Annotated in this window: 26 protein-coding genes; 21 read left to right on the top strand and 5 right to left on the bottom strand. The window is 40.1% G+C overall.

From position 1 onward, the window contains the following. The first annotated feature begins 2 nt into the window (after nucleotides 1–2). The 16 genes from fdx (at nucleotide 3) to der (ending at nucleotide 14,158) form a co-directional block, all read left to right on the top strand. Nucleotides 3–338 (top strand): ISC system 2Fe-2S type ferredoxin, encoded by a 336-nt coding sequence (gene fdx / locus BM135_RS07110; RefSeq protein ID WP_092519082.1) that lies wholly within the window; start codon nucleotides 3–5, stop codon nucleotides 336–338. A gap of 14 nt (nucleotides 339–352) precedes the next feature. Then, on the top strand, nucleotides 353–547 hold the full coding sequence (iscX, locus tag BM135_RS07105; RefSeq protein WP_092519081.1) for a Fe-S cluster assembly protein IscX: 195 nt from the start codon (nucleotides 353–355) through the stop codon (nucleotides 545–547). A 177-nt stretch (nucleotides 548–724) separates the two neighbouring features. Then, nucleotides 725–2,020 (top strand): aminopeptidase PepB, encoded by a 1,296-nt coding sequence (gene pepB / locus BM135_RS07100; protein ID WP_092519080.1) that lies wholly within the window; start codon nucleotides 725–727, stop codon nucleotides 2,018–2,020. Nucleotides 2,021–2,191: 171 nt separating this feature from the next. Then, nucleotides 2,192–2,620, top strand: coding sequence for an enhanced serine sensitivity protein SseB C-terminal domain-containing protein (locus BM135_RS07095; protein ID WP_092519079.1), 429 nt, complete (start codon nucleotides 2,192–2,194; stop codon nucleotides 2,618–2,620). A gap of 256 nt (nucleotides 2,621–2,876) precedes the next feature. Next, nucleotides 2,877–3,431, top strand: coding sequence for a DUF2975 domain-containing protein (locus BM135_RS07090; protein WP_175486008.1), 555 nt, complete (start codon nucleotides 2,877–2,879; stop codon nucleotides 3,429–3,431). 8 nt (nucleotides 3,432–3,439) lie between these two features. Further along, the gene (locus tag BM135_RS07085) at nucleotides 3,440–3,646 is read left to right on the top strand and encodes a helix-turn-helix domain-containing protein (RefSeq protein WP_086109981.1); all 207 of its coding nucleotides are present in this window, start codon (nucleotides 3,440–3,442) and stop codon (nucleotides 3,644–3,646) included. A gap of 67 nt (nucleotides 3,647–3,713) precedes the next feature. Then, the gene (locus BM135_RS17325; protein WP_245737316.1) at nucleotides 3,714–4,031 is read left to right on the top strand and encodes a hypothetical protein; all 318 of its coding nucleotides are present in this window, start codon (nucleotides 3,714–3,716) and stop codon (nucleotides 4,029–4,031) included. A gap of 407 nt (nucleotides 4,032–4,438) precedes the next feature. Further along, nucleotides 4,439–4,867, top strand: coding sequence for a nucleoside-diphosphate kinase (ndk, locus tag BM135_RS07075; RefSeq protein ID WP_092519077.1), 429 nt, complete (start codon nucleotides 4,439–4,441; stop codon nucleotides 4,865–4,867). Nucleotides 4,868–5,159: 292 nt separating this feature from the next. Next, nucleotides 5,160–6,287, top strand: a complete 1,128-nt coding sequence (rlmN, locus tag BM135_RS07070) for a dual-specificity RNA methyltransferase RlmN (protein ID WP_479688437.1) — start codon at nucleotides 5,160–5,162, stop codon at nucleotides 6,285–6,287. Nucleotides 6,288–6,487: 200 nt separating this feature from the next. Further along, the gene (locus tag BM135_RS07065; protein ID WP_245737315.1) at nucleotides 6,488–6,778 is read left to right on the top strand and encodes a hypothetical protein; all 291 of its coding nucleotides are present in this window, start codon (nucleotides 6,488–6,490) and stop codon (nucleotides 6,776–6,778) included. A 120-nt stretch (nucleotides 6,779–6,898) separates the two neighbouring features. Next, entirely contained in the window at nucleotides 6,899–7,975 is a 1,077-nt protein-coding gene (rodZ, locus tag BM135_RS07060; RefSeq protein ID WP_092519074.1) for a cytoskeleton protein RodZ, read from the top strand. A gap of 139 nt (nucleotides 7,976–8,114) precedes the next feature. Further along, complete coding sequence (gene ispG, locus BM135_RS07055; RefSeq protein ID WP_092519073.1) at nucleotides 8,115–9,236, top strand: flavodoxin-dependent (E)-4-hydroxy-3-methylbut-2-enyl-diphosphate synthase; 1,122 nt, start codon at nucleotides 8,115–8,117, stop codon at nucleotides 9,234–9,236. 170 nt (nucleotides 9,237–9,406) lie between these two features. Then, nucleotides 9,407–10,684, top strand: a complete 1,278-nt coding sequence (gene hisS, locus BM135_RS07050) for a histidine--tRNA ligase (protein WP_092519072.1) — start codon at nucleotides 9,407–9,409, stop codon at nucleotides 10,682–10,684. A 12-nt stretch (nucleotides 10,685–10,696) separates the two neighbouring features. Further along, nucleotides 10,697–11,317: a YfgM family protein gene (locus BM135_RS07045; RefSeq protein WP_092519071.1), complete on the top strand. Its 621-nt coding sequence runs from the start codon at nucleotides 10,697–10,699 to the stop codon at nucleotides 11,315–11,317. A gap of 16 nt (nucleotides 11,318–11,333) precedes the next feature. Next, nucleotides 11,334–12,506 (top strand): outer membrane protein assembly factor BamB, encoded by a 1,173-nt coding sequence (bamB, locus tag BM135_RS07040; RefSeq protein WP_092519070.1) that lies wholly within the window; start codon nucleotides 11,334–11,336, stop codon nucleotides 12,504–12,506. A gap of 161 nt (nucleotides 12,507–12,667) precedes the next feature. After that, on the top strand, nucleotides 12,668–14,158 hold the full coding sequence (gene der, locus BM135_RS07035) for a ribosome biogenesis GTPase Der (protein ID WP_092519069.1): 1,491 nt from the start codon (nucleotides 12,668–12,670) through the stop codon (nucleotides 14,156–14,158). 416 nt (nucleotides 14,159–14,574) lie between these two features. Here the strand turns inward: der and BM135_RS07030 are convergent, their stop codons facing one another. From BM135_RS07030 to hemF, 4 genes are all read right to left on the bottom strand, one after another. Continuing rightward, complete coding sequence (locus BM135_RS07030) at nucleotides 14,575–14,817, bottom strand: protealysin propeptide domain-containing protein (RefSeq protein ID WP_092519068.1); 243 nt, start codon at nucleotides 14,815–14,817, stop codon at nucleotides 14,575–14,577. A gap of 273 nt (nucleotides 14,818–15,090) precedes the next feature. Continuing rightward, on the bottom strand, nucleotides 15,091–16,149 hold the full coding sequence (locus BM135_RS07025) for a M4 family metallopeptidase (protein ID WP_092519067.1): 1,059 nt from the start codon (nucleotides 16,147–16,149) through the stop codon (nucleotides 15,091–15,093). Between the two features lie 225 nt (nucleotides 16,150–16,374). After that, a complete protein-coding gene (locus BM135_RS07020; RefSeq protein ID WP_092519066.1) occupies nucleotides 16,375–17,439 on the bottom strand; it encodes a M4 family metallopeptidase in 1,065 nt (354 codons plus the stop codon). Between the two features lie 249 nt (nucleotides 17,440–17,688). Continuing rightward, entirely contained in the window at nucleotides 17,689–18,597 is a 909-nt protein-coding gene (gene hemF / locus BM135_RS07015) for an oxygen-dependent coproporphyrinogen oxidase (protein ID WP_092519118.1), read from the bottom strand. Between the two features lie 139 nt (nucleotides 18,598–18,736). Here hemF and BM135_RS07010 point away from each other — a divergent pair, with 139 nt between their 5' ends. Then, nucleotides 18,737–19,159, top strand: a complete 423-nt coding sequence (locus BM135_RS07010) for a GNAT family acetyltransferase (protein ID WP_092519065.1) — start codon at nucleotides 18,737–18,739, stop codon at nucleotides 19,157–19,159. A gap of 47 nt (nucleotides 19,160–19,206) precedes the next feature. Here the strand turns inward: BM135_RS07010 and BM135_RS07005 are convergent, their stop codons facing one another. Further along, nucleotides 19,207–19,467: a hypothetical protein gene (locus BM135_RS07005; RefSeq protein WP_092519064.1), complete on the bottom strand. Its 261-nt coding sequence runs from the start codon at nucleotides 19,465–19,467 to the stop codon at nucleotides 19,207–19,209. A gap of 349 nt (nucleotides 19,468–19,816) precedes the next feature. On the opposite strand from BM135_RS07005, the gene BM135_RS07000 reads away from it, so the two are divergent. From BM135_RS07000 to cysW, 4 genes are all read left to right on the top strand, one after another. Further along, entirely contained in the window at nucleotides 19,817–20,395 is a 579-nt protein-coding gene (locus BM135_RS07000) for an RpoE-regulated lipoprotein (RefSeq protein WP_175486005.1), read from the top strand. 180 nt (nucleotides 20,396–20,575) lie between these two features. Further along, the gene (gene cysP, locus BM135_RS06995; RefSeq protein WP_092519063.1) at nucleotides 20,576–21,613 is read left to right on the top strand and encodes a thiosulfate ABC transporter substrate-binding protein CysP; all 1,038 of its coding nucleotides are present in this window, start codon (nucleotides 20,576–20,578) and stop codon (nucleotides 21,611–21,613) included. Then, on the top strand, nucleotides 21,613–22,443 hold the full coding sequence (gene cysT / locus BM135_RS06990) for a sulfate/thiosulfate ABC transporter permease CysT (protein ID WP_092519062.1): 831 nt from the start codon (nucleotides 21,613–21,615) through the stop codon (nucleotides 22,441–22,443). Before cysP ends, cysT begins: the two co-directional genes overlap by 1 nt. Further along, on the top strand, nucleotides 22,443–23,321 hold the full coding sequence (cysW, locus tag BM135_RS06985; protein ID WP_092519061.1) for a sulfate/thiosulfate ABC transporter permease CysW: 879 nt from the start codon (nucleotides 22,443–22,445) through the stop codon (nucleotides 23,319–23,321). The genes cysT and cysW overlap by 1 nt, the downstream gene beginning before the upstream one ends. Nucleotides 23,322–23,324: the final 3 nt, after the last annotated feature.

Raw genomic sequence — 23,324 nt, 5'->3', positions numbered from 1 at the left:
TTATGCCTAAAATTGTATTTTTACCTCATAACGAACTTTGCCCTAAAGGAGCAGTATTGGACGCTAAGGAAGGCGAGTCAATTTTGGATGTTGCATTACGCAATGGCATTGAAATTGAACATGCTTGTGAAAAGTCCTGTGCGTGTACCACTTGCCACTGTATTATCAGAGAAGGCTTTGATTCATTGGAAGAAAGCTCTGAACTGGAAGATGACATGTTGGATAAGGCATGGGGGCTGGAGCCGGAAAGCCGATTGAGCTGCCAGACCAAAGTTACTGATGAGGATTTAGTTGTTGAAATCCCTAAATACACCATTAACCATGCGCGTGAACACTGACAGGAGAACGGAACATGAAATGGTCTGACTGTCGTGATATCGGCGAAGCATTGTATGATAAATTTCCTGATTTAGATCCTAAAACAGTGCGTTTCACCGATATGCATGAATGGATTTGTGAACTGGATGGTTTTGATGATGATCCACAGAAATCCAATGAAAAAATATTGGAAGCTATTTTGCTAGTATGGTTGGATGAATACGAGTAGTGCGAAATTTGCCCAAGAAAAAATAGCGCAAGCTCACCGATCCTTACTCAATGGCTTGGCATAGTTTGAATTTAATGGAAAACTGGCAATCGCCAGTTTTTTTATATCAATAAACCCTCACTGTGAAACAGTGAGCGATGTGACATAGTGAACAAATAAGATAAGAAGTGAGAAAAAATGACAAAGCAAATCATGCCCATAACACTGTCTTATGAGCCAGCTAGCGCTTGCTGGGGTGAAAGAGCATTAATTAGTTCAAACGAGCAGGGAATCACTATCCATTTGGAAGGCAAAGGAAAGCTGGGTGCAATCCAACGCGCTGGACGCAAAATTGATGGGCAAGGAATTCGCAATATTGCTTTAGTGGGTGATGATTGGGATCTGGAAAAAAGTTGGGCATTCTGGTTGGGTTTCCGTTCACCTAAGGGATTGCGCACAATTGAGTGGCCGCAACTACCCGCGACGGAAAAACAAGAGCTGGAAAGAAGGATCAAATTCATTGATTGGGTACGTGATACCATCAACCTTCCGGCAGAAGATTTGGGGCCAGAACAGCTTGCCCAGAGAGCGATTAATTTACTGACTGATGTAGCGGGAGATGTTGTTAGTTATCAAATCATCAAAGGAAATGAATTGCATGAACAGGGATATACCGGGATACATACTGTCGGTCGCGGCTCTTCCCGTGATCCTGTGTTCTTGGCCTTAGATTTCAATCCGACAAAAGATGCAAAAGCACCTGTTTTTGCCTGCTTGGTTGGTAAAGGCATTACTTTTGATTCCGGTGGATACAGTATTAAACCTTCGAATTTCATGGATTCTATGAAATCAGACATGGGTGGTTCTGCGACATTAACGGGAGCATTGGCTCTGGCAATCAGCCGTGGATTGAAACATCGCGTAAAACTGTTTTTGAGCATCGCTGATAACATGGTGAGTGGTAATGCTTTCAAATTGGGAGATATCATTCACTACCGCAACGGTAAAACGGTTGAAGTGATGAACACGGATGCGGAAGGTCGCCTGGTTCTGGCTGATGGTTTGGTTGATGCCAGCGCAGAAAAAGCGCAACTTATTATTGATGCTGCCACCCTGACTGGTGCAGCAAAAATGGCAGTAGGCAATGATTACCATTCAGTACTGAGCTTTGATGATCAATTGGTATCTGACTTAATGGTGGCGGCAGATAATGAAAATGAATTATTCTGGCGTTTACCACTGGCGGAGTTCCACCGTAGCCAACTGCCATCCAACTTTGCTGATCTGAATAATATTGCGTCACCAGCACATTCGGCAGGAGCAAGCACAGCAGCAGCGTTTTTGTCTCACTTTGTAGAAAATTACAAAAAAGGTTGGGTACATATCGATTGTTCAGCGACTTACCGTAAATCATCTGTTGAACAGTGGTCTGCGGGGGCAACAGGTTATGGTGTGCGCACGATTGCTAATTTATTGATGGCAAAAGCAAGATAATGAAATTAATGAAATTAATGAAATAAATTAAAAATAGCTTTCTGAATAGCTCCTCTTATGGGGAGCTATTGTTGAAATTTTTAATGGTTTTTACTTCAATTCAAACAGCACTAACTTAAAAAATATTTATTTAAACAACATTTAGTTAAACAACATTGTTCGGAGATTTTCATGAGTTTATCAAATGGGCCTATCGCTACCGAAATAAAGGTTCCTAGCGGAAGCCGTATTACTCTGAGTCAGCCAGAAGAACAGCCAGCTAAGCTTATTGAGTCACTGATTGATTTATTCAAACAATATAAATCTGTTCGGCGAGCTTTTTTAGTCATGGCCCATGATAAAAATGTGGATGAAAAACCCAATTTGTTAATTGGATTAGAATTCAGCGCGACATTGACAGATAGTGAGATTAATTTCTTGATTCAAGAAGCAGGTGAATTGGCTTGCGAATATCTTGATGAAGACGAATCTGTCGATTTCTGCCTGCTGGATGAAAAAGAAGAAGGCATTAGCCATTATTTGATTCAGCATACTCAACCTTTTTATCAGCGTAAACTAGGTAGTTGGTTACGTAATACCATTCCTGTTGTCAATCAATAGTGGTTATATTCTGTAACATAGCGCTATTTTTTATTTTTAACCTTGGCGCTTGCGTTGAAGTGATTCAGTCACTGTTTTTGGCATTAAACTTCTTTCGGCATTAAATTATCCATAAATAATTTCATTAAAAACATGGTGTTAGCCATGTTTTTGTTAATGCATGCAATTTACTTCATGTTTAACGGTAAATAATTATTGTTTTACAGCAATTATTGATTATAATTTGATCCAAATTCGAAAATGGATGATATGCATAATGCACACTTCAAAACTTACACGAATGACGACACTTAGTTTAGTGATGTCTAAATTATCGTTATTGATTATTATTGCTGTGATGGTGGCGAATGTTCTTAGCTGGCTGGAACCAAAATTAATTCTGGAAAAATATGGATTGGAGTTTGCCCTGACTGGGAGAATATTATCACATTTTGATAGGGACACTTTTAGTGCATGGAAGTTAATGGGAGGAATATTGATATCGACCATCCCACTATTATCGTTAGTTGGTAGTTTTTGGGCTTTTTATCGATTGTTCGGCAATTATAGAAAAGGTGATTATTTCTCTAAGGGTACGGTTAAATATTTAGAATACGCAGGTTGGGGAGTGGTTTTATGGAGTATTATTTTGTATGAGCCTCTCTTAACGTTGTGGTTAACAATGTCTGCGCCAGTAGGCGAACGCTTTTTTTCATTTAGTTTAACTTCCAGCCATTTTGTTGCGATTTTCATTTCAGTTTGTCTGACTATTATCTCGCGTATTCTTTATCAAGCATGTGATATATATGAAGAAAACCAGAGTATTTTATAGGAGATACCGTGGCAATTCTTATTAATCTTGACGTGATCATGGCAAAACGTAAGGTTAAATCTAAAGACTTAGCTCTAGCCATTGGTATTACTGAACAGAATCTTTCTCTGCTGAAAACAGGGAAAATTAAAGGTATTCGATTTTCTACTCTGAATGCCATTTGTCAATATTTGGATTGCCAACCTGGGGATATATTGGAATTTAAGGAAGATTAGTCTGTGATTCAATCATTATACCAAATAAATTGGAAGATTAATTAAATGTCAACAGTGAGGAAATAAAGTGAAATATTTTTCATATGTTCTATTGCTGGGTGCATTTTATATTCCTGTATCTTTTGCTGATAGATCAGTTACAGGTGTTAAACATAACCAAGAGCTTACCCAACAGGGAGCTTTGATAAAATGTACAGATTTATTACCCACAGACCGTAAATATACCATTAGCATTATTGGTACATTGGATAAAACAACCAAAGATACTAATGAGAGACTAAAGGGGGACCTTAAAGTTTCTGATGAAACTAATAAACCGTTAAACAAGGAAATGACCGATGTGGTTAAACCTTTTGTTCAATGTGTCACAGATACGGTTTTATAATTGATATTCAGTCAAAAAACACCAATTCAATGATCTTGATCAGAATACCTATTTAGGATTTATTCGCCTGAGTAGGCATTATTTTATAGAATCAATAAGACAAGAGAAAATAACACACAGTGCAGATATTTTATCCAATATTAAGGTTAAATATCAGTAAAGCAGTTTAACTTGACGGATGTAATCAAGCAAAAATGTGATTTATGCTAAAAAATGATAATTTTCGCTAAGAAAGTTTTAATAAAATGTTGTGTTTTTTGTAGGCAAGCAGAAAGTCTCCTCCTATAATCAACGCCTATTTTTATTCCTGTCAGATATCTGATACAGGGTAGAGCTGTCCCTCCGATTTTGTTTGGGGCGCAAAAATTACAATAAATCATCGCTGAAAGTGCCAAAGAGGTTACCCAATGACAATTGAACGTACTTTTTCCATTATTAAACCCAACGCAGTTAAGAAAGATGTTATCGGTTCTATCTATGCTCGCTTTGAAAGCGCAGGGTTTAAAATCATCGCGGCCAAAATGCTGCATTTGACTCGCGAGCAGGCGGAAGGTTTTTATGCTGAACACAAAGGCCGCCCTTTCTTTGATGGTCTGGTGGAGTTCATGACTTCTGGCTCAATTATGGTACAAGTTCTGGAAGGTGAGAATGCGGTTCAACGTCACCGTGATCTGATGGGCGCCACTAATCCTGATAATGCCTTGGCAGGTACTCTGCGTGCAGACTATGCAGACAGCTTTACTGAAAATGCGGTTCACGGTTCAGACTCTGTTGAATCTGCAATCCGCGAGATTGCTTACTTTTTCAGTGATGATGAAGTTTTTCCTCGCTTTTAAAGCCCTTAGCTACATGTAGCATCTAAGTAGCATATAAACAGTAAAGTTTGTACAATGATGCGCCCCACTGATTTGATTCAGCGGGGCGTTTATTATTTTATTTCAATGTCCATTCAATTTGGCGGAATGCAATTTGGCCTAAAAAGAGAATGATCATTGAATTGGCAGTTACCGCATGAAAACTTAGTGCTGAAATCAGATCAGCATAGAGCCGAAAGTGTAACAACGAGGCGATGTAAAAATGTCCCAACTTAACGAAACCGTATCACCTGAAACCTCCTCTGTATCCGTCATGCCTGAAAAGAAAAACGGTAAAATCAATTTGTTCGACCTTAACCGTAAACAAATGCGTCAATTCTTTATCGATATGGGAGAAAAACCCTTTCGTGCCGATCAGGTCATGAAATGGATTTACCATTATTGCTATGACGATTTCGAACTGATGACTGATATTAACAAAGTGCTCCGGGCAAAATTGCAACAAGTTGCTGAAATCAAAGCACCAGAAGTTGCAGAAGAGCAACGCTCCTCTGATGGCACTATAAAATGGGCGATTACTGTAGGTGATCAACAGGTTGAAACGGTTTATATCCCAGAAGATGATCGCGCAACACTGTGTGTTTCATCTCAGGTGGGGTGTGCTTTAGAGTGTAAATTTTGTTCTACCGCTCAGCAGGGCTTTAACCGCAACCTGCGAGTCTCTGAAATTATAGGTCAAGTCTGGCGTGCCGCCAAGATTATTGGATCACTGAAATCCAGTGGTCGCCGTCCTATAACCAACGTGGTGATGATGGGAATGGGAGAACCATTGCTCAATTTGAACAATGTTGTGCCAGCAATGGAAATCATGATGGATGACTTTGGTTTTGGTCTGTCAAAACGCCGAGTGACACTGTCAACTTCTGGCGTTGTTCCAGCACTGGATAAATTGGGTGACATGATCGATGTTGCACTGGCAATTTCCTTGCATGCACCTACTGATGACATTCGTGACGAAATCGTACCCATTAACCGCAAATACAATATTGAAGAGTTTCTGACCAGCGTGCGTCGTTACCTGACAAAATCCAATGCGAATCAGGGACGTGTTACGGTGGAATATGTAATGCTTGATCATGTCAATGACAGCGTTGAACAGGCTCATCAATTGGCGGAATGCCTGAAAGATACTCCTAGCAAGATCAACCTGATTCCGTGGAACCCGTTCCCAGGCGCACCTTATGGGCGCAGCTCGAACAGCCGAATCGATCGTTTTTCCAAGGTGCTGATGGGATATGGTTTTACAACCATCGTACGTAAAACGAGGGGAGATGATATTGATGCCGCATGTGGGCAGCTTGCCGGTGATGTGATTGATAGAACAAAACGAACACTGAAAAAACGTCTGACAGGTGAACCTATTCAGGTAAAAGCAGTCTAATTTTCTGTTTAATATCGATTAATGGCTAAAAATCTGGCGAAGTTTGACATAATCTTATAAATGAAAATGGTATGATACGGAAATCAATAAATTGGACTATAGTTTGTTTTAGCCTGTTAACGGGATGTGTAGAACCAGCAACGCATCGCGCTCATCAGGTTGTTGCCATAGATACACGATTGCAGCTAGGGAGGGCTTATTTGTCGGAACGAAATTTGCCGGCCGCTAAATATCATTTTCAAAAAGTCTTGCTGGCGGAGCCTCTTCATTCAGAAGCACATCTAGGTATGGCACTGCATGAACAATATGCAGGCCGACCGGAAACCGCCAGTCAGCACTATAGAATGGCTATGCAGTATACGGCTAGAAGTGATACTGTAGTGCGTCACTACTATATTTTTCTTTGTGAACAAAAGCAGTATGAAAAAGCGGAGCAATTGATCACGGAAAGTATGAAAAATAGCACAAGCCGTTATAGCTGTGATAGATGATTTTCTACGTTCGATGCAGTCGTTAGATGATTTCACTACACAAATTAAGTGATGTGTTCTATTAATTTAATTTGTGTAAATTCTTTAAACCCAGAACAGTACCAGTGTCCCTAGCTAATAATGAAGACTGAAACTTACCCAGAAGAAGCCAATCTGACAACAGGTCAGATTTTGCGTCAGGCTCGTGAAAAGCATGAGCTTTCTCAGCAAACTGTGGCAGATCGCTTGTGTCTTAAACTGTCCACTGTTCGTGATATTGAAGAAGATAATATCCCGTCAAATATTTCACCGACATTTTTGCGTGGGTATATTCGTACCTATGCGAAATTGGTTCAAGTACCTGAGTCGGAAATCTTGAGCATTTTGGATAAACAGATGCCATCCAAGGCTATAAAAACGTCTCCTATGCAAAGTTTTTCAGCAGGGAAAAAACGCAAGAAGCGTGATGGTTGGTTAATGAAGATAACATGGGTTGTTATCATTTTGTTGTTAGGGATGACAGTCTTGTGGTGGTGGCAGGACTATAAAGCACAACAAACAGCACAGTCTCCAATGTCTGAACAATCTGGTACCAAGAGTACTCAGGTAACAGATTCTGAAAAGGGTTCTTCGACAGCGCCAGGCACTGAAGGGGATGATGCATCCGCTCCGGCTAAAGACAGCCAATCCGGGGTGGCTTCCCAACATAATGCTTCTCAAGATAATGCTTCTCAAGGAAAAACGTCACCAGCAGAAGCAAATGGTACGGTAGTAAACGGAAATGTAAGCAGCAATATTCCGGTATCTTCCAAGCCTAAAGCAGAATCATTGCCTGTTAATCAATCGGCAACAAATCAATTAGCTCAGCCAGCAACAAATGCAACATCAGAAAATATGGTTTCTGCCACTAATGCAGAAGAGAAAAATTCTGTTGTAAGTCCATCATCGGTTGATGTGAATAATATCAGTGCGGTGGGCAACAACGAATTAGTTGTGAATTTCAAAGGGGAATGCTGGCTGCAAGTCATAGATGCCAAAGGCAAGGTGCTGTTCAGCGGCATCAAAAAGAAAGGTAATAGCCTGAAATTTTCCGGTAAATCGCTTTACTCATTGACGATTGGCGCGCCTGCAGAGGTTGAGGTTCTGTTCCAAGGAAAACCAGTGGATTTAAGTTCATTTGTGAAGAAACATGCCACTGCTAAACTGCAACTGAAATAACCCCCTTAAATTTGGGCAAACATTGAATAAGAATTCATGTTTGCCTGTGTGTATTATTTATCACAGCGTGTATTATTCACCACAGCATAGTTGTAATTTTTATAAACAAAATACAGGGATGTAGGGGAGTAATGTAAAAATGCATAATGAATCACCGATAAAAAGACGTAAATCTACGCGTATTTATGTCGGTAATGTGCCCATAGGGGATGGCGCCCCGATTGCGGTGCAATCAATGACGAATACACGGACAACTGATGTTGAGGCGACAGTCAATCAAATTAGGGCGTTAGGACGTGTTGGTGTTGATATCGTTCGTGTTTCAGTTCCAACAATGGATGCAGCCGAAGCGTTCAAGTCCATCAAACAGCAGGTCAATATTCCTCTTGTGGCTGATATTCATTTCGATTACCGCATTGCATTGAAAGTCGCGGAATACGGGGTTGACTGTCTGCGCATCAATCCCGGCAATATCGGTAACGAAGAGCGTATCCGTCAGGTTGTGGATTGTGCCCGCCACAATAATATTCCAATTCGCATTGGGGTCAATGGTGGATCGCTGGAAAAAGATCTACAGGAAAAATACGGCGAACCTACACCAGAAGCATTGGTTGAATCAGCAATGCGTCATGTTGATATTCTGGATCGCCTGAATTTCGACCAATTTAAGGTGAGCGTCAAGGCATCTGATGTCTTTTTGGCGGTTGGAGCATATCGTTTACTGGCACAAAAAATTGATCAACCGTTGCATCTCGGCATTACTGAAGCAGGTGGTTTTCGTGCTGGTGCGGTGAAATCCTCAATTGGTCTTGGTATTTTATTGTCAGAAGGAATCGGTGATACACTGCGCATCTCGTTGGCCGCAGATCCGGTGGAAGAAGTTAAAGTCGGTTTTGATATACTGAAATCATTGCGTATTCGTTCAAGGGGCATCAATTTCATTGCTTGCCCAACTTGTTCGCGTCAAGAGTTTGACGTTATCGGTACGGTTAATGCACTCGAGCAGCGCCTTGAAGATTTAATTACACCGATGGATGTTTCTATCATTGGTTGTGTCGTGAATGGTCCCGGGGAGGCAGAAGTTTCGACAATTGGCGTAACGGGAGCGAAAACAAAAAGCGGCTTTTACCAAGATGGTATTCGTCAAAAAGAGCGTCTTGATAATAAAAATATGATTGATCAGCTTGAAGCAAAAATCCGAGCGAAGGCAGCTGTCCTTGATGTTAACAACCGGATTAACGTCAATCAGCTTGATGAATAAGATGCTTAATGCTGGCGCATGTTATCATGCACCAGCTATGCCTTTTATCTTATGCCCTTTATCTATAATCCAATGGATTTCGAGTTTCAGATAACCAAGCTGCAACTTGAAAGATAAACATTCGCTTTTATAATCGACGGCATTATATAAATCTTAATAAGAGATAAAACGTGACAAAAAATATCCCAGCTATTCGTGGCATGAACGATTGCCTTCCTGCTGAAACAGCCATTTGGCAACGAGTGGAATCTACGGTGAAGCGCGTGCTGTCAGGTTATGGTTTTAGCGAAATTCGGACGCCGATTGTAGAGCAGACCCCGTTATTCAAACGTGCTATTGGGGAAGTGACCGATGTTGTCGAAAAAGAGATGTATACCTTTGACGACCGCAATGGTGAAAGCCTGACCCTGCGCCCGGAAAATACGGCAGGATGTGTCCGTGCCGGTATTCAGCATGGTCTGCTGTACAATCAGGAACAACGCTTATGGTACATCGGGCCTATGTTCCGTTATGAGCGCCCACAAAAAGGCCGCTACCGTCAATTCCATCAGCTGGGAGCTGAAGTGTTTGGTCTGCAAGGGCCGGATATTGACGCTGAAATGATTTTAATGACAGCACGCTGGTGGCGTGAACTGGGTATTGCTGATCACGTTACACTTGAACTGAACTCCATTGGTTCACTGGAAGCCCGTGCAAGTTATCGTGAAGCACTGGTCGCTTTCCTTGAACAGCACAAAGAGAAGCTGGATGAAGATTGCCAGCGCCGTATGTATACCAACCCACTGCGTGTATTGGATTCCAAAAATCCTGAAATTCAGCAACTTCTTAATGATGCACCAGAGCTGTTTAACTATCTTGATAGTGGGTCGAAAGAACATTTTGATGGACTGTGCCAGATACTTGATAGCGCAGGTATCAAATACCGTATCAACCAGCGTCTGGTTCGTGGCCTTGATTACTACAACCGTACCGTTTTTGAATGGGTGACATCGGCTTTGGGTGCACAGGGAACCGTTTGTGCTGGTGGTCGTTACGATGGCTTAGTTGAACAATTGGGCGGCAAGGCAACTCCAGCAGTTGGTTTTGCAATGGGCATGGAACGTATGGTTCTGTTAGTGCAGGAAGTTAATCCTGATTTTGTTGCTGACCTGACAGTTGCCGATGTTTATCTCTCTTCCTTTGGTGAAAGCAGCCAGCAAGTGGCATTGATATTGGCAGAAAAAATCCGTGATCAACTGCCAGAATTGCGTTTGATGACCAATCATGGTGGGGGCAACTTTAAGAAACAGTTGGCGCGTGCGGGTAAACACGGTGCTAAAGTTGCCTTGATCCTTGGGGAAGATGAGATTCAAGCTGGCAATGTCACAGTGAAAGATTTACGAAACGGTGAGCAAGAAACGTTGTCACAACAAACGGTCGCAGCGCGTTTGAGCGCGCTGTTAGGCTAAGGAGAGACTCTAGTGCAAGTCTATACCACTGAAACTGAACAAGTTGACGCGATAAAGCGTTTTTTATCTACTAACGGTAAATATCTTGCTGTTGGTTTAGTGTTAGGCATTGGTGCTTTGATTGGTTGGCGTTACTGGCAGACTCATCAAACAAACCAATTACATGGCACGGCGGCAGTATTTGAAAAATTGAACAAATCATTGGCATCGGGGTCGAAAGAAAGCGTTGTTGCCGTAGAAAAATTCGCTAATGAAACGAATAATATCTACGGTGTTATGGCGGATCTGGAACTGGCAAAACAGGCTATTACCCAAAATGATTTGGCTCAGGCAGAGACAAATTTGCTGGTGGCATCTGGTAAAGCCAAAGATAAGGACATGCAAGCATTGTCTGACATTCGTTTGGCTCGGGTTCAATTGGCGGAAGATAAAACGGATGCTGCGTTGAAAACGCTGGAGCTGGTTAAAGGCAAGGGATGGCAGGTGATGGTTGAGGATATTCGTGGGGATATTCTGACCAAAAAAGGAGATATCGCTGGCGCGCGTGCAGCATATTCCATGGGGCTTGGATCTGATGGCCCTCAGGTAATCAAAGAGTTCATGAAAATTAAACTTAATAATTTATCCAACTAAGGGAGTCAACTTCATAATGCAACTGCGAAAAACACTCTTAGTTGGGCTGGTTGCTTCTGTTCTGCTGGCAGGTTGTTCAAGCGAACAGGATACGGTAACAATGTCACCGTTGCCGAAGGTTGAAAATCAATTCAAACCTCGTATCGTTTGGGATAAATCCGTTGGGAGTGGCACTGGGCAGTATTACTCTCATTTATCACCAGCTTGGCAGGGTTCAACGGTTTACGTTGCTGATCGTAATGGGGTTATCAAAGCACTTGATATAGACAGCGGCAAAGAGTTGTGGGCAATAGATCTGTCAGAAAAAGCAGGTTTACTCTCATCTCGCTTGCCAGCGCTGCTTTCTGGTGGTTTGACTGTATCCGGTAATCGATTGTATGTCGGAACAGAAAAGGCAAAAGTCGTCGCACTGGATACAACGAACGGCAAAATTGAATGGGAATCAACGGTTGCTGGTGAAGCGTTGTCCCGTCCTGTAGTGAGTGATGGCTTTGTTTTGATTCATACTGGCAATGGTATGTTGCAGGCATTGAACGAAACTGATGGTAGCGTTGCTTGGTCAGTTAACATGAATACGCCTTCATTATCAGTTCGTGGTGAATCTGCTCCTGCCGTAGCCTATGGTGCGGCCGTTGTAGGTGGAGACAATGGCCGGATCAGTGCCGTTTTGCTGTCTCAGGGGCAACTGATTTGGCAACAGCGTATTTCTCAGGTAACGGGTTCTACCGAAATAGCTCGCCTGAATGATATTGATATGACCCCGGTCATTTCTGACAATATTATCTATGCCATTGCTTATAACGGCAATTTAGTGGCAATGGATATGCGTTCAGGTCAGATCATTTGGAAACGTGAACTAGGATCGGTGAATGATATGGTTATCACTGACAGCAATATTTTCATTGTTGATCAAAATGACCGTATCTTATCCTTGCGCAAGAGTGATGGTGTGACTTTATGGTCGCAGAATGCTCTCTTGCACCGTAACCTGACAGCTCCAGAAATGTATAATGGTTATCTGGTTGTTGGTGATGGTGAAGGTTATCTGCATTGGTTGAATATGGCTGATGGCAAATTTGTGGTGCAGCACAAGGTTGATAGTTCTGGCCTGCTGAGCCGCCCGGTTGTTGCCAGCGATAAACTGATGATACAAGCGAAGGACGGGACAGTTTACCTGTATACTCGCTAATTCCAGAGTGTGTTTTAATTAACACGAAATTATACGGCTCCTGAATAGTAACAGGGGCCGTTTCGTCTTTTTAGTATCTTTTATCTTGCTGTGGTGAACAACATTGAAAGGGCACTTTCAGCAGGATATCGATTTAAATTTAGTTATGAGGCATCAAAAAAATGATACCTGTCGTTGCGCTGGTTGGGCGTCCCAATGTTGGAAAATCCACCTTATTTAACCGATTAACCCGAACCAGAGATGCGCTGGTAGCGGACTTCCCTGGCTTAACCCGTGATCGTAAGTATGGACGGGCAGAGGTTGAAGGGCAGGAGTTCATCATCATTGATACGGGAGGTATCGATGGTACAGAAGATGGCGTAGAAACGCATATGGCTACGCAATCTCTTATGGCCATAGAAGAGGCTGATATCGTTCTCTTTATGGTTGACGCCCGATCGGGGCTGATGCCCGCTGACCATGCGATTGCTAATCACCTGCGTAGCCGTGAAAAAGCAACTTTCCTGGTGGCGAATAAAACAGATGGTATTGATATTGATACCTCTGTAGCTGAATTTTATTCACTGGGGCTAGGGGATATTTATTCCATTGCTGCTTCTCATGGTCGTGGCGTGACACAACTGATTGAACATGCGCTGTTGCCGTTTTCTGATAAAGAAGACACGGAAGAAGTAGAACTGACTGAAGAAGAAGCTAACGCAGCTTATTGGGCAGAAATGGAGCAAGCTGAGCTGGATATTTCTGCTGAACAGGAAGAAGAGGAAGCATTTGATCCTACAACCTTGCCTTTGAAACTTGCGATTGTTGGCCGCCCTAATGTGGGTAAATCCACATTAACCAACCGTATTCTGGGTGAAGAACGTGTTATCGTTTATGATATGCCGGGAACAACCCGTGACAGCATTTATATTCCCATGGAGCGTGATGACCGTGAATATATTTTGATTGATACAGCGGGCGTTCGTAAGCGTGGGAAAGTCACTGAAACAGTTGAAAAATTCTCTGTGATTAAAACGCTTCAGGCGATTGAAGATGCCAATGTTGTATTGCTGGTAGTGGACGCTCGTGAAGGCATTTCTGATCAAGATCTCTCTCTGCTTGGTTTTATTCTTAACAGTGGTCGTTCTCTGGTTATCGCTGTAAACAAATGGGATGGCATGAGTCAGGAAGATAAAGATCACGTCAAAGATATGCTTGATCTACGTCTTGGCTTTGTTGATTTTGCTCGTGTTCACTTTATTTCTGCACTACATGGTAGCGGTGTTGGGAATTTATTTGAGTCAATTCTGGAAGCTTATGAAAGCGCTACCCGCCGCGTTAACACTTCCTTATTGACCCGTATAATGCGCATGGCAGAAGATGATCATCAACCACCGATGATTCGCGGTCGCAGAGTGAAAATGAAATATGCTCATGCTGGTGGATATAACCCGCCTATCGTGGTTATCCATGGTAATCAGGTGACGAATTTACCGGATTCTTATAAGCGTTATCTGATGAATTATTTCCGCCGTTCTTTGAAGGTAATGGGAACACCTATCCGCATTCAATTTAAAGAAGGGGCCAACCCTTATGCGGATAAGAAAAATACATTAACAGCAACTCAGCTCCGTAAACGTAAGCGCTTGATGGAACATCTGAAAAAACGTTAATTATTTAAAAATCCTGCTATAAATAAGGGCTGTTTCAGAAATAAAGGGCTATTTCAGCCCTTTATTATTGAGTGAATTTATGACTTTTTATTTTTAAATAAAAAAGCATAACCTTGTGATTTTTCGATTTCTTCTTTCTAAGAAAAAATTTGACTATCATAAACATTAAAAATAATTTTAAAAGTAAAGTTAATTAGTTGAAAAGATTTTTCAAGAACATCAATTAATTTATGGTATGTCTGATTGCATTAATTTGGGTGTTTTTATTATTGAATATCTTAAATGGCATATAAATCAACGAGTAATGCTATATCTCACTTCATTTCAACCAAGTCTTTTTTAGCATCCTTACTTGTTTCTATGATGAAATGCTTTTCTAAAATAAGATTTATTTTAAAAAAATCTCCTTCCCAAATTTATTTTCCTGATAATTGATAGCTGCCTTTTCCTTCTGGTTTAGGAATATTTCTATTTTTATAGAATACAGGGTCATCTTTAGGATCTGAGGAGGCTTCATAGATTGATTTTTCCATTAGTTTATTAACATGCTCTAATGTATTCAAAATACCTTCTTTATCATTATCATCACAGGTTTTTGCAATATATTCCAATAAATAAGGAGGGATTATATTTTGTTTGCTAGATTTATTGTTACTCATAATAATACCTTTTTTGTATATGTTGTCGTGTTGGTTTATATTTGATTAACCTAAATGGTAACTAAATTAACCATGTTAGTCACTACTAAAAATGTAAATTTTTATGATATGAGTTAAAGTAGTAAAATAATTGATTTAATTAAGTAGAGGATGGTGTTTTATTGATGATTTGTAAGTTTAAAAAAGATTAAAAATCTGGTTCAGACGGTAGGCGTGAGTAGAGGAAGTGTAGGATATTTAAATATAATCAAGACCTTCCCTGGTCTTTAATGATTAAAGCAGTATTCCGACTTGATTCCACGAATGAGTCACAATATTTGAAATTTTCTTATCAAATAATATATTAGCATTGTCAACGGTTAGCTGTGCAAAATCATTAAAACTGGCTTTATGGGATAAACGTTTATCCAATAATGTGTTGTACCAAATTTTTCCGGCTTGCTCCCATGAATATCCTCCCAATGTGATTGCCAATAAATAGAATGCCTTATTAGGAATGCCTGAATATTTGTGGACACCCCCGTTGTCATCTCTGACGGATAAATCTTGATATTGGTCCATATGACCAACTTGGTTATCTTTTGGATTTGCTGCACCAGGATTTTTGAATGAGCGCAAGGCAATATTAGGGTCATTGTCCGGGTTGAGTGCAGGACCAAATATCCCTTGACCTATCAACCAATCAGATTCGTTGACTTTTTGGTTATTAGCATACTGTTTCACCATAATACCGAATACATCTGAGATAGATTCGTTTAATGCACCTGACTGATAGGCATAATCAAGATTTGCTTCACTTTCAATTACTCCGTGGGTTAATTCATGTGCAGTAATATCAATACACGATGTAAAATTATTAAAGTAAGGAGCATAACCATCACCGAAGATCATTTGATTATTATCCCAAAATGCATTCATATAATTTTTCTGATAATGAACAGTGGCAACTAATTTAATACCTTGATTATTAATTGAATTACGACCAAAAATTTCCTTATAAAATTCATATGTCTTACCAAGATAATTATAAGCTTCAGTGGCTGAAATATCATCGATTACAGTCATGCCTTCGCGTAAAATTAATATTTTTCCTGGATATTGATTATCATGTTCAGCATTGTAAATAGTTCTATTTAATTTATTATCAGCACCTGGCTGATATCTATGAGCTAAAGTATCTATTTCAACAGGGTTATTCATTAGATTGTAAACATGATCTAATGTTTTTAATATATGTGCTTTATCGAATTGACCACAGATTTTAACAACATATTCTAATAAATATGGTGGAATGATACCGGATTTGTTTAGTTTATCTTGATTTTTTCGCATAATAATATCCTTATTTTAGATGTTATAAATATTTAGGTGTTAAATATATTGTAGCCTATGTTAATTATGAGTCTAAATGGTATAATTGGCTACTAATGAGTGATTTTTTTTGGTTTGATATGTTAATTTATAAAGATAATAAAGGGTTGTCCTTAACCCTTTATTATCTATTTTCAATATTATATTGATGTTACTGGTAATAATTTTAATTGATATTTAATTAATTTAATTTTTTTTGGAAAGTAGAATGCCAACTTCTTTCCAGCAGTTACTGACAATGTTTGCTGTTTTTTTATCAAATAAATGCTCTGCATTATCAACGGTTAGTTTGGCGAAATCCTCAAAATCTGCATCTGAAGACAGGCGATTATCCAATAATGCTTTATACCAAATCTTACCCGCTTTTTCCCAGGTATAGCCTCCTAATTCCATTGCTACTAAATAAAATGCTCTGTTGGGAATGCCTGAATATATGTGAACTCCTCCATTGTCAATGATGAAAGGAAGTTCTTCATATTGATCCATATGACCAACTTGTTTATCTCCAGAAAATGCTGTTCCTGGTTTAATAAAGGTGCGTAAAGCGACATCGGGTTTGTTATCTGGATTAAATTTTTCTCCTAATAAACCTTCGCCTAATAACCAATTTGACTCATCGGCTTTTTGGTTATTGAAATATTGTTTAACCATAATACCAAATACATCTGCGATAGATTCATTCAACGCACCAGATTGATAGATATAATCCAGTCCTGCTTCACTTTCTATGACACCATGCGTCAATTCATGGGCTATGATATCAATGGCAGAGGTAAAACGATTGAAATATTTTCCATCACCATCACCAAATACCATTTGTTTTCTGGACCAGAATGCATTCAGATAGTTTGTACCATAGTGTACTGTAGCAATTAACTTTATCCCTTTGTTATCAAGAGAATTGCGACCGAAAACTGTTTTATAGAACTCATGAGTCTTGCCAAGATAATCATATGCTTCATTAACTGCAACATCTGAACTTTCTGACATTCCTTCACTGCGAGATAATTCTTCCCCAGGAAACTTCTCTTTATTTTTAGCATTATAGATAGTACGGTGCAGTTTATCATCTTTGCCTGCTAGGTTTTCCTGTTGAGATATAGTTTCTTCAGCAGGAGCATGCATTAATTGATAAACGTGATCTAATGTTTTTAATACATATTGATTAGTACATGTATCACAATCTTCAGAGATATGTTCTAAAACAAATGGAGGAATTAAGCTATATATATTAGTTTGATTATTGCTCATAATAATACCCTTTTTTGTCTTTAGATGTTGTGTGTGTTTTTTTTCGGGCCCGAATCTGAATACTAGCTGTAATTAATAGGAGAGTCATTAGTATGAGTATTGATTTTTTATGGCAGGGTATTGCTAATGAAAAATAATAAATTTTTTTATCAGTGTTATGATAAATACGCTAGGAATTTAAAATTATTTTTTTAAAACAAGGTATAAAACAGGAATAAAGAGATTGCCTTATATTCCTGTTTTTAATTGTCATACCCAATCTTTTTTTATTAGAAATGAAGTGTATAACTCAGATTCAGGAGAGTCAATTTCTGGAGAGTAACCATATTCCCAACGTACTAATGGGGGCATGGACATTAATATTGATTCAGTTCTTCCACCACTCTGCAAGCCAAAGAGAGTTCCCCTATCCCAGACAAGATTAAATTCAACATAACGGCTTCGGCGATATAACTGGAACTGTCTTTCACGATCACCCCAAGCGATATATTTTCTTCGTTCTACAATAGGTAAATAAGCAGATAGAAATCCATTTCCGACAGCTTGCGTGAAACTAAAACTGATATTAAAATCAGGCATATTTAAATCGTCATAAAATAAACCACCAATGCCACGAGGTTCATTTCGGTGTTTTATAAAAAAGTAATCATCACACCATTTTTTATATTTGGGATAAATATCATCGCCAAAAGGCTGACATAAATTTTTGGCGACGGTGTGCCAATGAATAGCATCTTCTTCAAAACCATAATAAGGCGTGAGATCAAAACCACCACCAAACCACCATACAGGAGGCTCGCCTTCTTTTTCAGCAATAAAGAAACGCACATTGGCATGACTCGTTGGAACATAGGGATTAATTGGATGAATGACAAGGGAAACACCCATGGCCTGATAACTGCGACCCGCCAACTCTGGACGATGGGCTGTGGCAGAAGCCGGCATTGAAGCCCCTGCTATATGTGAGAAGTTCACCCCAGCTTTTTCAAAAACCTTACCTTCAGTTAACACACGGCTCCGTCCACCACCGCCTTCTTCTCGTTGCCAACAGTCTTCCATGAAAGTTGATTGACCATCAAGCTGTTCCAGTTGCTTGCAGATGTGATCCTGCAATGAGAGGAAAAAAGTCTTCACTTGATATATATTAGGTATATTCATTTCTGCTTTCATTTTGGTTAGTTATGAAGACCAGCAGTATACCTGTTAGTACCAGCAAACGCATTTTCATATTGATTCCAAAATAAAAGCAGTGATAATTAACGTTGATTCAATTGCTTATTAAATAGGCTTACTAACTATGGAAATTCGAGTATTTCGGCAAGACGATTTTGAAGCCGTTATCACACTTTGGGAACGTTGTGATTTGATTAACTCTGATGATGATCCAGAAATAGATATTGAGCGTAAACTCACCCATAATGCTGATTTATTTCTGGTTGCTGAAGTTGCGGGGGAAGTAGTTGGTACAGTGATGGGCGGTTATGATGGGCATCGTGGTCATGCCTATTATCTGGGAGTTCATCCTGAGTTCAGGGGTAGGGGAATAGCTAATGCGCTGATTTCCCGCCTTGAAAAAAAATTATTGGCAAGAGGTTGTCCAAGTATTTTGATTATGGTTCCAGAAGAGAATGATGCAACAATCTGTATGTGTGAAAAGATGGAATATGATTATTTAGGCCAAGAAAATATGATGTTTAGCAAGCGCCTGATTATCGATTGAACTGTTTATTAAATATATAAACCATGAGATGGCTGGATAGTATTATGCTATTTGGCTATTATTTTTTTTGCTATGGTCTTAATATAATTTACCAGTTTTCTCATGTATCTGTTTTTTACAACAAGGCGATTTTCTAAAGTTATAGTTTTTTTCTTGTCCTTGTTGATGTGAGGAATTACTTTAATATCTTCTTCTTTATTCTTACATATCAAATAGCATTGATATTTCTGTTTAGAAGTGCCTTTCAATACAATCCAGTTAGATTCATTCTGATAATCAATATTTTTTGTATGATTAAAATCTAACATAATTTTTCTCCTGAGTTATATACTAAGATAATTGGCGGTTAAAATAGAATGTTTCAGATATATCGTGGATAATAGATAGAAACTTAATGCCTTTTAAGCATACCGTTTATTTTGTAAATAGATGCTAAATGCTTAATAAATAATATTTTTTAAACATTTTTATTGTATGTTTGTTTATGAACGGTTGTATATTCACAACTGAATGTTTTTTTGAAAATGTGGTCTGATAGACATCAAGTCAGAGTTCCATAGAGATAAAGGTAAGAAAACAATGATGAATAAAATTTTTGCATTTAAGTGTTCCAAGCATAAGTATTTAAAACATAGTCATTTAAAATATAAAAAGATTATGGTAGCTACTAGCTTAGTAGGCTGTTCTTTGTTGTTAACTGCCTGTGCTGGAACATTAAGAGCATCATGGCCTACTGCCTTATCGCCTTTTAACTGGTTTGGCAGTTCCTTGAGTGTTTCTGAGCAAGGAATGGGGAAAATCAATAAACAAACAGATATGACTCAATCCGCGATCGAACAAAGTTTGGCGGGAAAATACCGTTTGCGTAGTGGCATGGAAATGCAAAATGGTAAGTTGGTCAGTGTGGTTCAGGGCATGAAAGATGGTCAGGTGAAATTGGAATTTCACGGTCTGGTTGATGGTAAAGTTAATCGTATTGATATATTGGATGACGGGATTAAAACAGTTTGGGGGGCGAAAATAGGAATTCCTTTCTCTGATCTGTATAAAAAGGCATTTGGGGAATGTCAGCGATCCCATGATCTTACTATACAGCCTACTGTTGTTTGTACTGCTCCGCAAAGCCAGCACGTCAGCTATGTTTTTACCGGAATTTGGGATGGCCCTGAAGGATTAATGCCTTCTGATGATGTTCTGAAGAATTGGAAAGTTTCACGTATTGTTTGGAAATCTTGATAAAATTCCAAAAAATGGTTTGATATCAAGTAAAAAAGTCTTTTCCTACACCTTATTGCTTTTCATCATTTCTCATAAAAATTCGGTATATAAAACATAGGCTAGTAAACTACCTTGTTATAAAGATTCTGGATACAGTAAAGAGAGGATTGTCAAATAACGTGACGAGTAAGGTGTTGGATGAAAATAATAACAATAAAAAATAAACTATTGGGCAAAGTAGCTACCTTATTGCTTTTTGCCAGCCTCAACGCTTATAGCTCCAGCACCTTGTCTGTCGAGCTGTTGAATAGTTCTTACGACATTGGGCGAGAATTATTCTCTCGCTTGAATTCTGAATTCAAAAAGCAATGGAATGCGCAGAACCCACAGGATAAATTGGCCATCAAACAATCCCATGGCGGTTCATCTAAACAGGCATTAACTATTCTGCATGGATTGCGGGCTGATGTTGTTACTTATAACCAAGTCACAGATGTTCAGGTTTTGCACGATCACAGCAATCTCATTCCCGCCAACTGGCAGCAGCGTTTGCCGAATAATAGCTCCCCTTATTATTCCACAATGGCTTTTCTGGTACGCAAAGATAACCCCAAACATATCCAGACTTGGGAAGATTTAGTACGAAATGATGTGAAGTTCATTTTCCCAAACCCCAAAACCTCAGGTAATGGACGCTATACCTATCTGGCTGCATGGGGGGCTTTTCAGCAAAAAAATCCGCATGATCCCGCTAAAGTTCGCCAACTAATGCTGAGTTTTTTACAAAATGTGGAAGTGTTTGATACCGGAGGTCGTGGGGCAACAACTTCCTTTATCGAGCGGGAAATAGGGGATGTGCTGATTAGCTTTGAATCTGAGGTCAACAATATTCGTAAACAGTATGGTGAAGATAATTACCAAGTCATTGTGCCTCCGGTGAATATTCTGGCTGAGTTTCCGGTGACCTGGGTAGATAAAAATGTCCAGAAGAATGGTACTGAAGCGGCTGCCAAAGCGTATTTAAATTATCTGTATCGTCCGGCTGCCCAGCAAATTATCGCCAGCTTTAATTATCGTGTGATTGATCAAAATGTTATGAAAGAACAGCAATCCCGTTTTCCTGCAACCAAACTGTTTCGCCTTGAAGACCAATTCGGTAATTGGCCTCAAGTGATGAAAACTCACTTCAATACTGGTGGCACGCTCGATCAGTTATTGATAGAAGGGTGTAAATAATGTCGGTATTCAGCAAACGTGTTTTGCCCGGATTTGGGCTGAGTCTGGGCTATAGCTTATTTTATGTCTGTCTTATTCTGCTGTTGCCATTAAGCGCTCTGGTCGTACAGCTTTCCAATATGACATGGGAGCAATATTGGCAGGTTATCATCAACCCGCAGATTGTTGCCGCTTACAAAGTGACATTATTGGCCGCCGCAGTTGCCAGTTTGTTTAATATGGTTTTTGGCATGTTGCTGGCTTGGATATTAACGCGCTATCAATTTCCGGGACGTAGTTTACTTGATGGTTTGATGGATTTGCCATTTGCATTACCGACAGCCGTAGCAGGTTTAACGCTAGCAACACTCTTTTCTGCGACCGGATGGTATGGTGCCTGGCTTGGCAACCTCGATATCAAAGTTGCTAATACTTGGCTGGGCATTGCGGTTGCAATGGCATTTACGAGCCTGCCTTTTGTTGTTCGTACTGTTCAGCCTGTTCTGGAAGAATTAGGCTCCGAATATGAGGAAGCGGCACAGACATTAGGAGCGAGCCGTTGGCAAACTTTTCAGCGGGTTATTTTACCTGAGGTTTCACCTGCATTGGTTGCCGGAACCGTACTCTCTTTTACGCGTAGTTTAGGGGAATTTGGTGCGGTGATTTTCATTGCGGGCAATATTGCCTGGCAAACCGAAGTCGCCTCTCTGATGATCTTTATCCGCCTACAAGAATTTGATTACCCGGCTGCCAGTGCGATCGCTTCGGTCATCCTTGCCGCGTCGTTACTATTGTTGTTTAGCGTCAATATATTGCAAAGCCGCTTCGGTAAACGGATAGGAGGACATTGATGACTGGATTTTACGAACATTCTGTTTCTGAGCAATCGGTTTCTGAATACACAGAGGCACAACGTCCCTCCATCAATTGGGGGAAGTGGTTACTGATCGGCACTGGCGTACTTTTTTCGGTTCTGCTGTTGGTCATACCGATAGCATGGATTTTCTTGACCGCTTTTTCCAAAGGAATCGATATGGTTGCCCAGAACCTTTTCGATCCCGATATGCTGCATGCTATCTGGTTGACAGTGATAATTGCGCTTATCACCGTTCCCCTCAATTTGGTCTTCGGGGTTACGACGGCATGGCTGGTGACACGTTTCCAATTCCCCGGTAGGCAGTTATTGCTGACATTCATTGATATTCCGTTTGCAGTTTCGCCAGTTGTGGCGGGGCTACTTTATCTTCTGTTTTATGGTGACAAGGGTTGGTTAGGTAGTTGGCTAGGGGGTTATGACATTCAATTGATGTTTTCATGGCCTGGTATGGTGCTGGTGACGGTATTTGTAACGTTTCCGTTTGTTGTTCGTGAATTGGTGCCGGTGATGTTAAGTCAAGGCAACCAAGGAGATGAAGCCGCCATATTATTGGGAGCATCGGGTTGGAAGATGTTCTGGCGCGTGACATTACCAAATATTCGCTGGGCATTATTATATGGCATTGTTTTGACTAATGCCCGGGCGATTGGGGAATTTGGTGCTGTGTCTGTGGTGTCGGGAGCAATTCGCGGTGAAACCTATACTCTACCTTTGCAGGTTGATCTGTTGTATCAAGATTACAACACGGTCGGCGCGTTTACGGCAGCGGCCTTATTGGCGGTGATGGCGATTATTACTCTGATTGTCAAAAGTACATTGCAATGGCGTTTAAGCCGCCACAAGGGTAGTTAAGGA

It is taken from the genome of Xenorhabdus japonica (assembly GCF_900115195.1).
Taxonomy (GTDB): domain Bacteria; phylum Pseudomonadota; class Gammaproteobacteria; order Enterobacterales; family Enterobacteriaceae; genus Xenorhabdus; species Xenorhabdus japonica.
The sequence above is the reverse complement of the archived record's forward strand: the minus strand, read 5'-3'. Positions and strand labels throughout refer to the sequence as shown.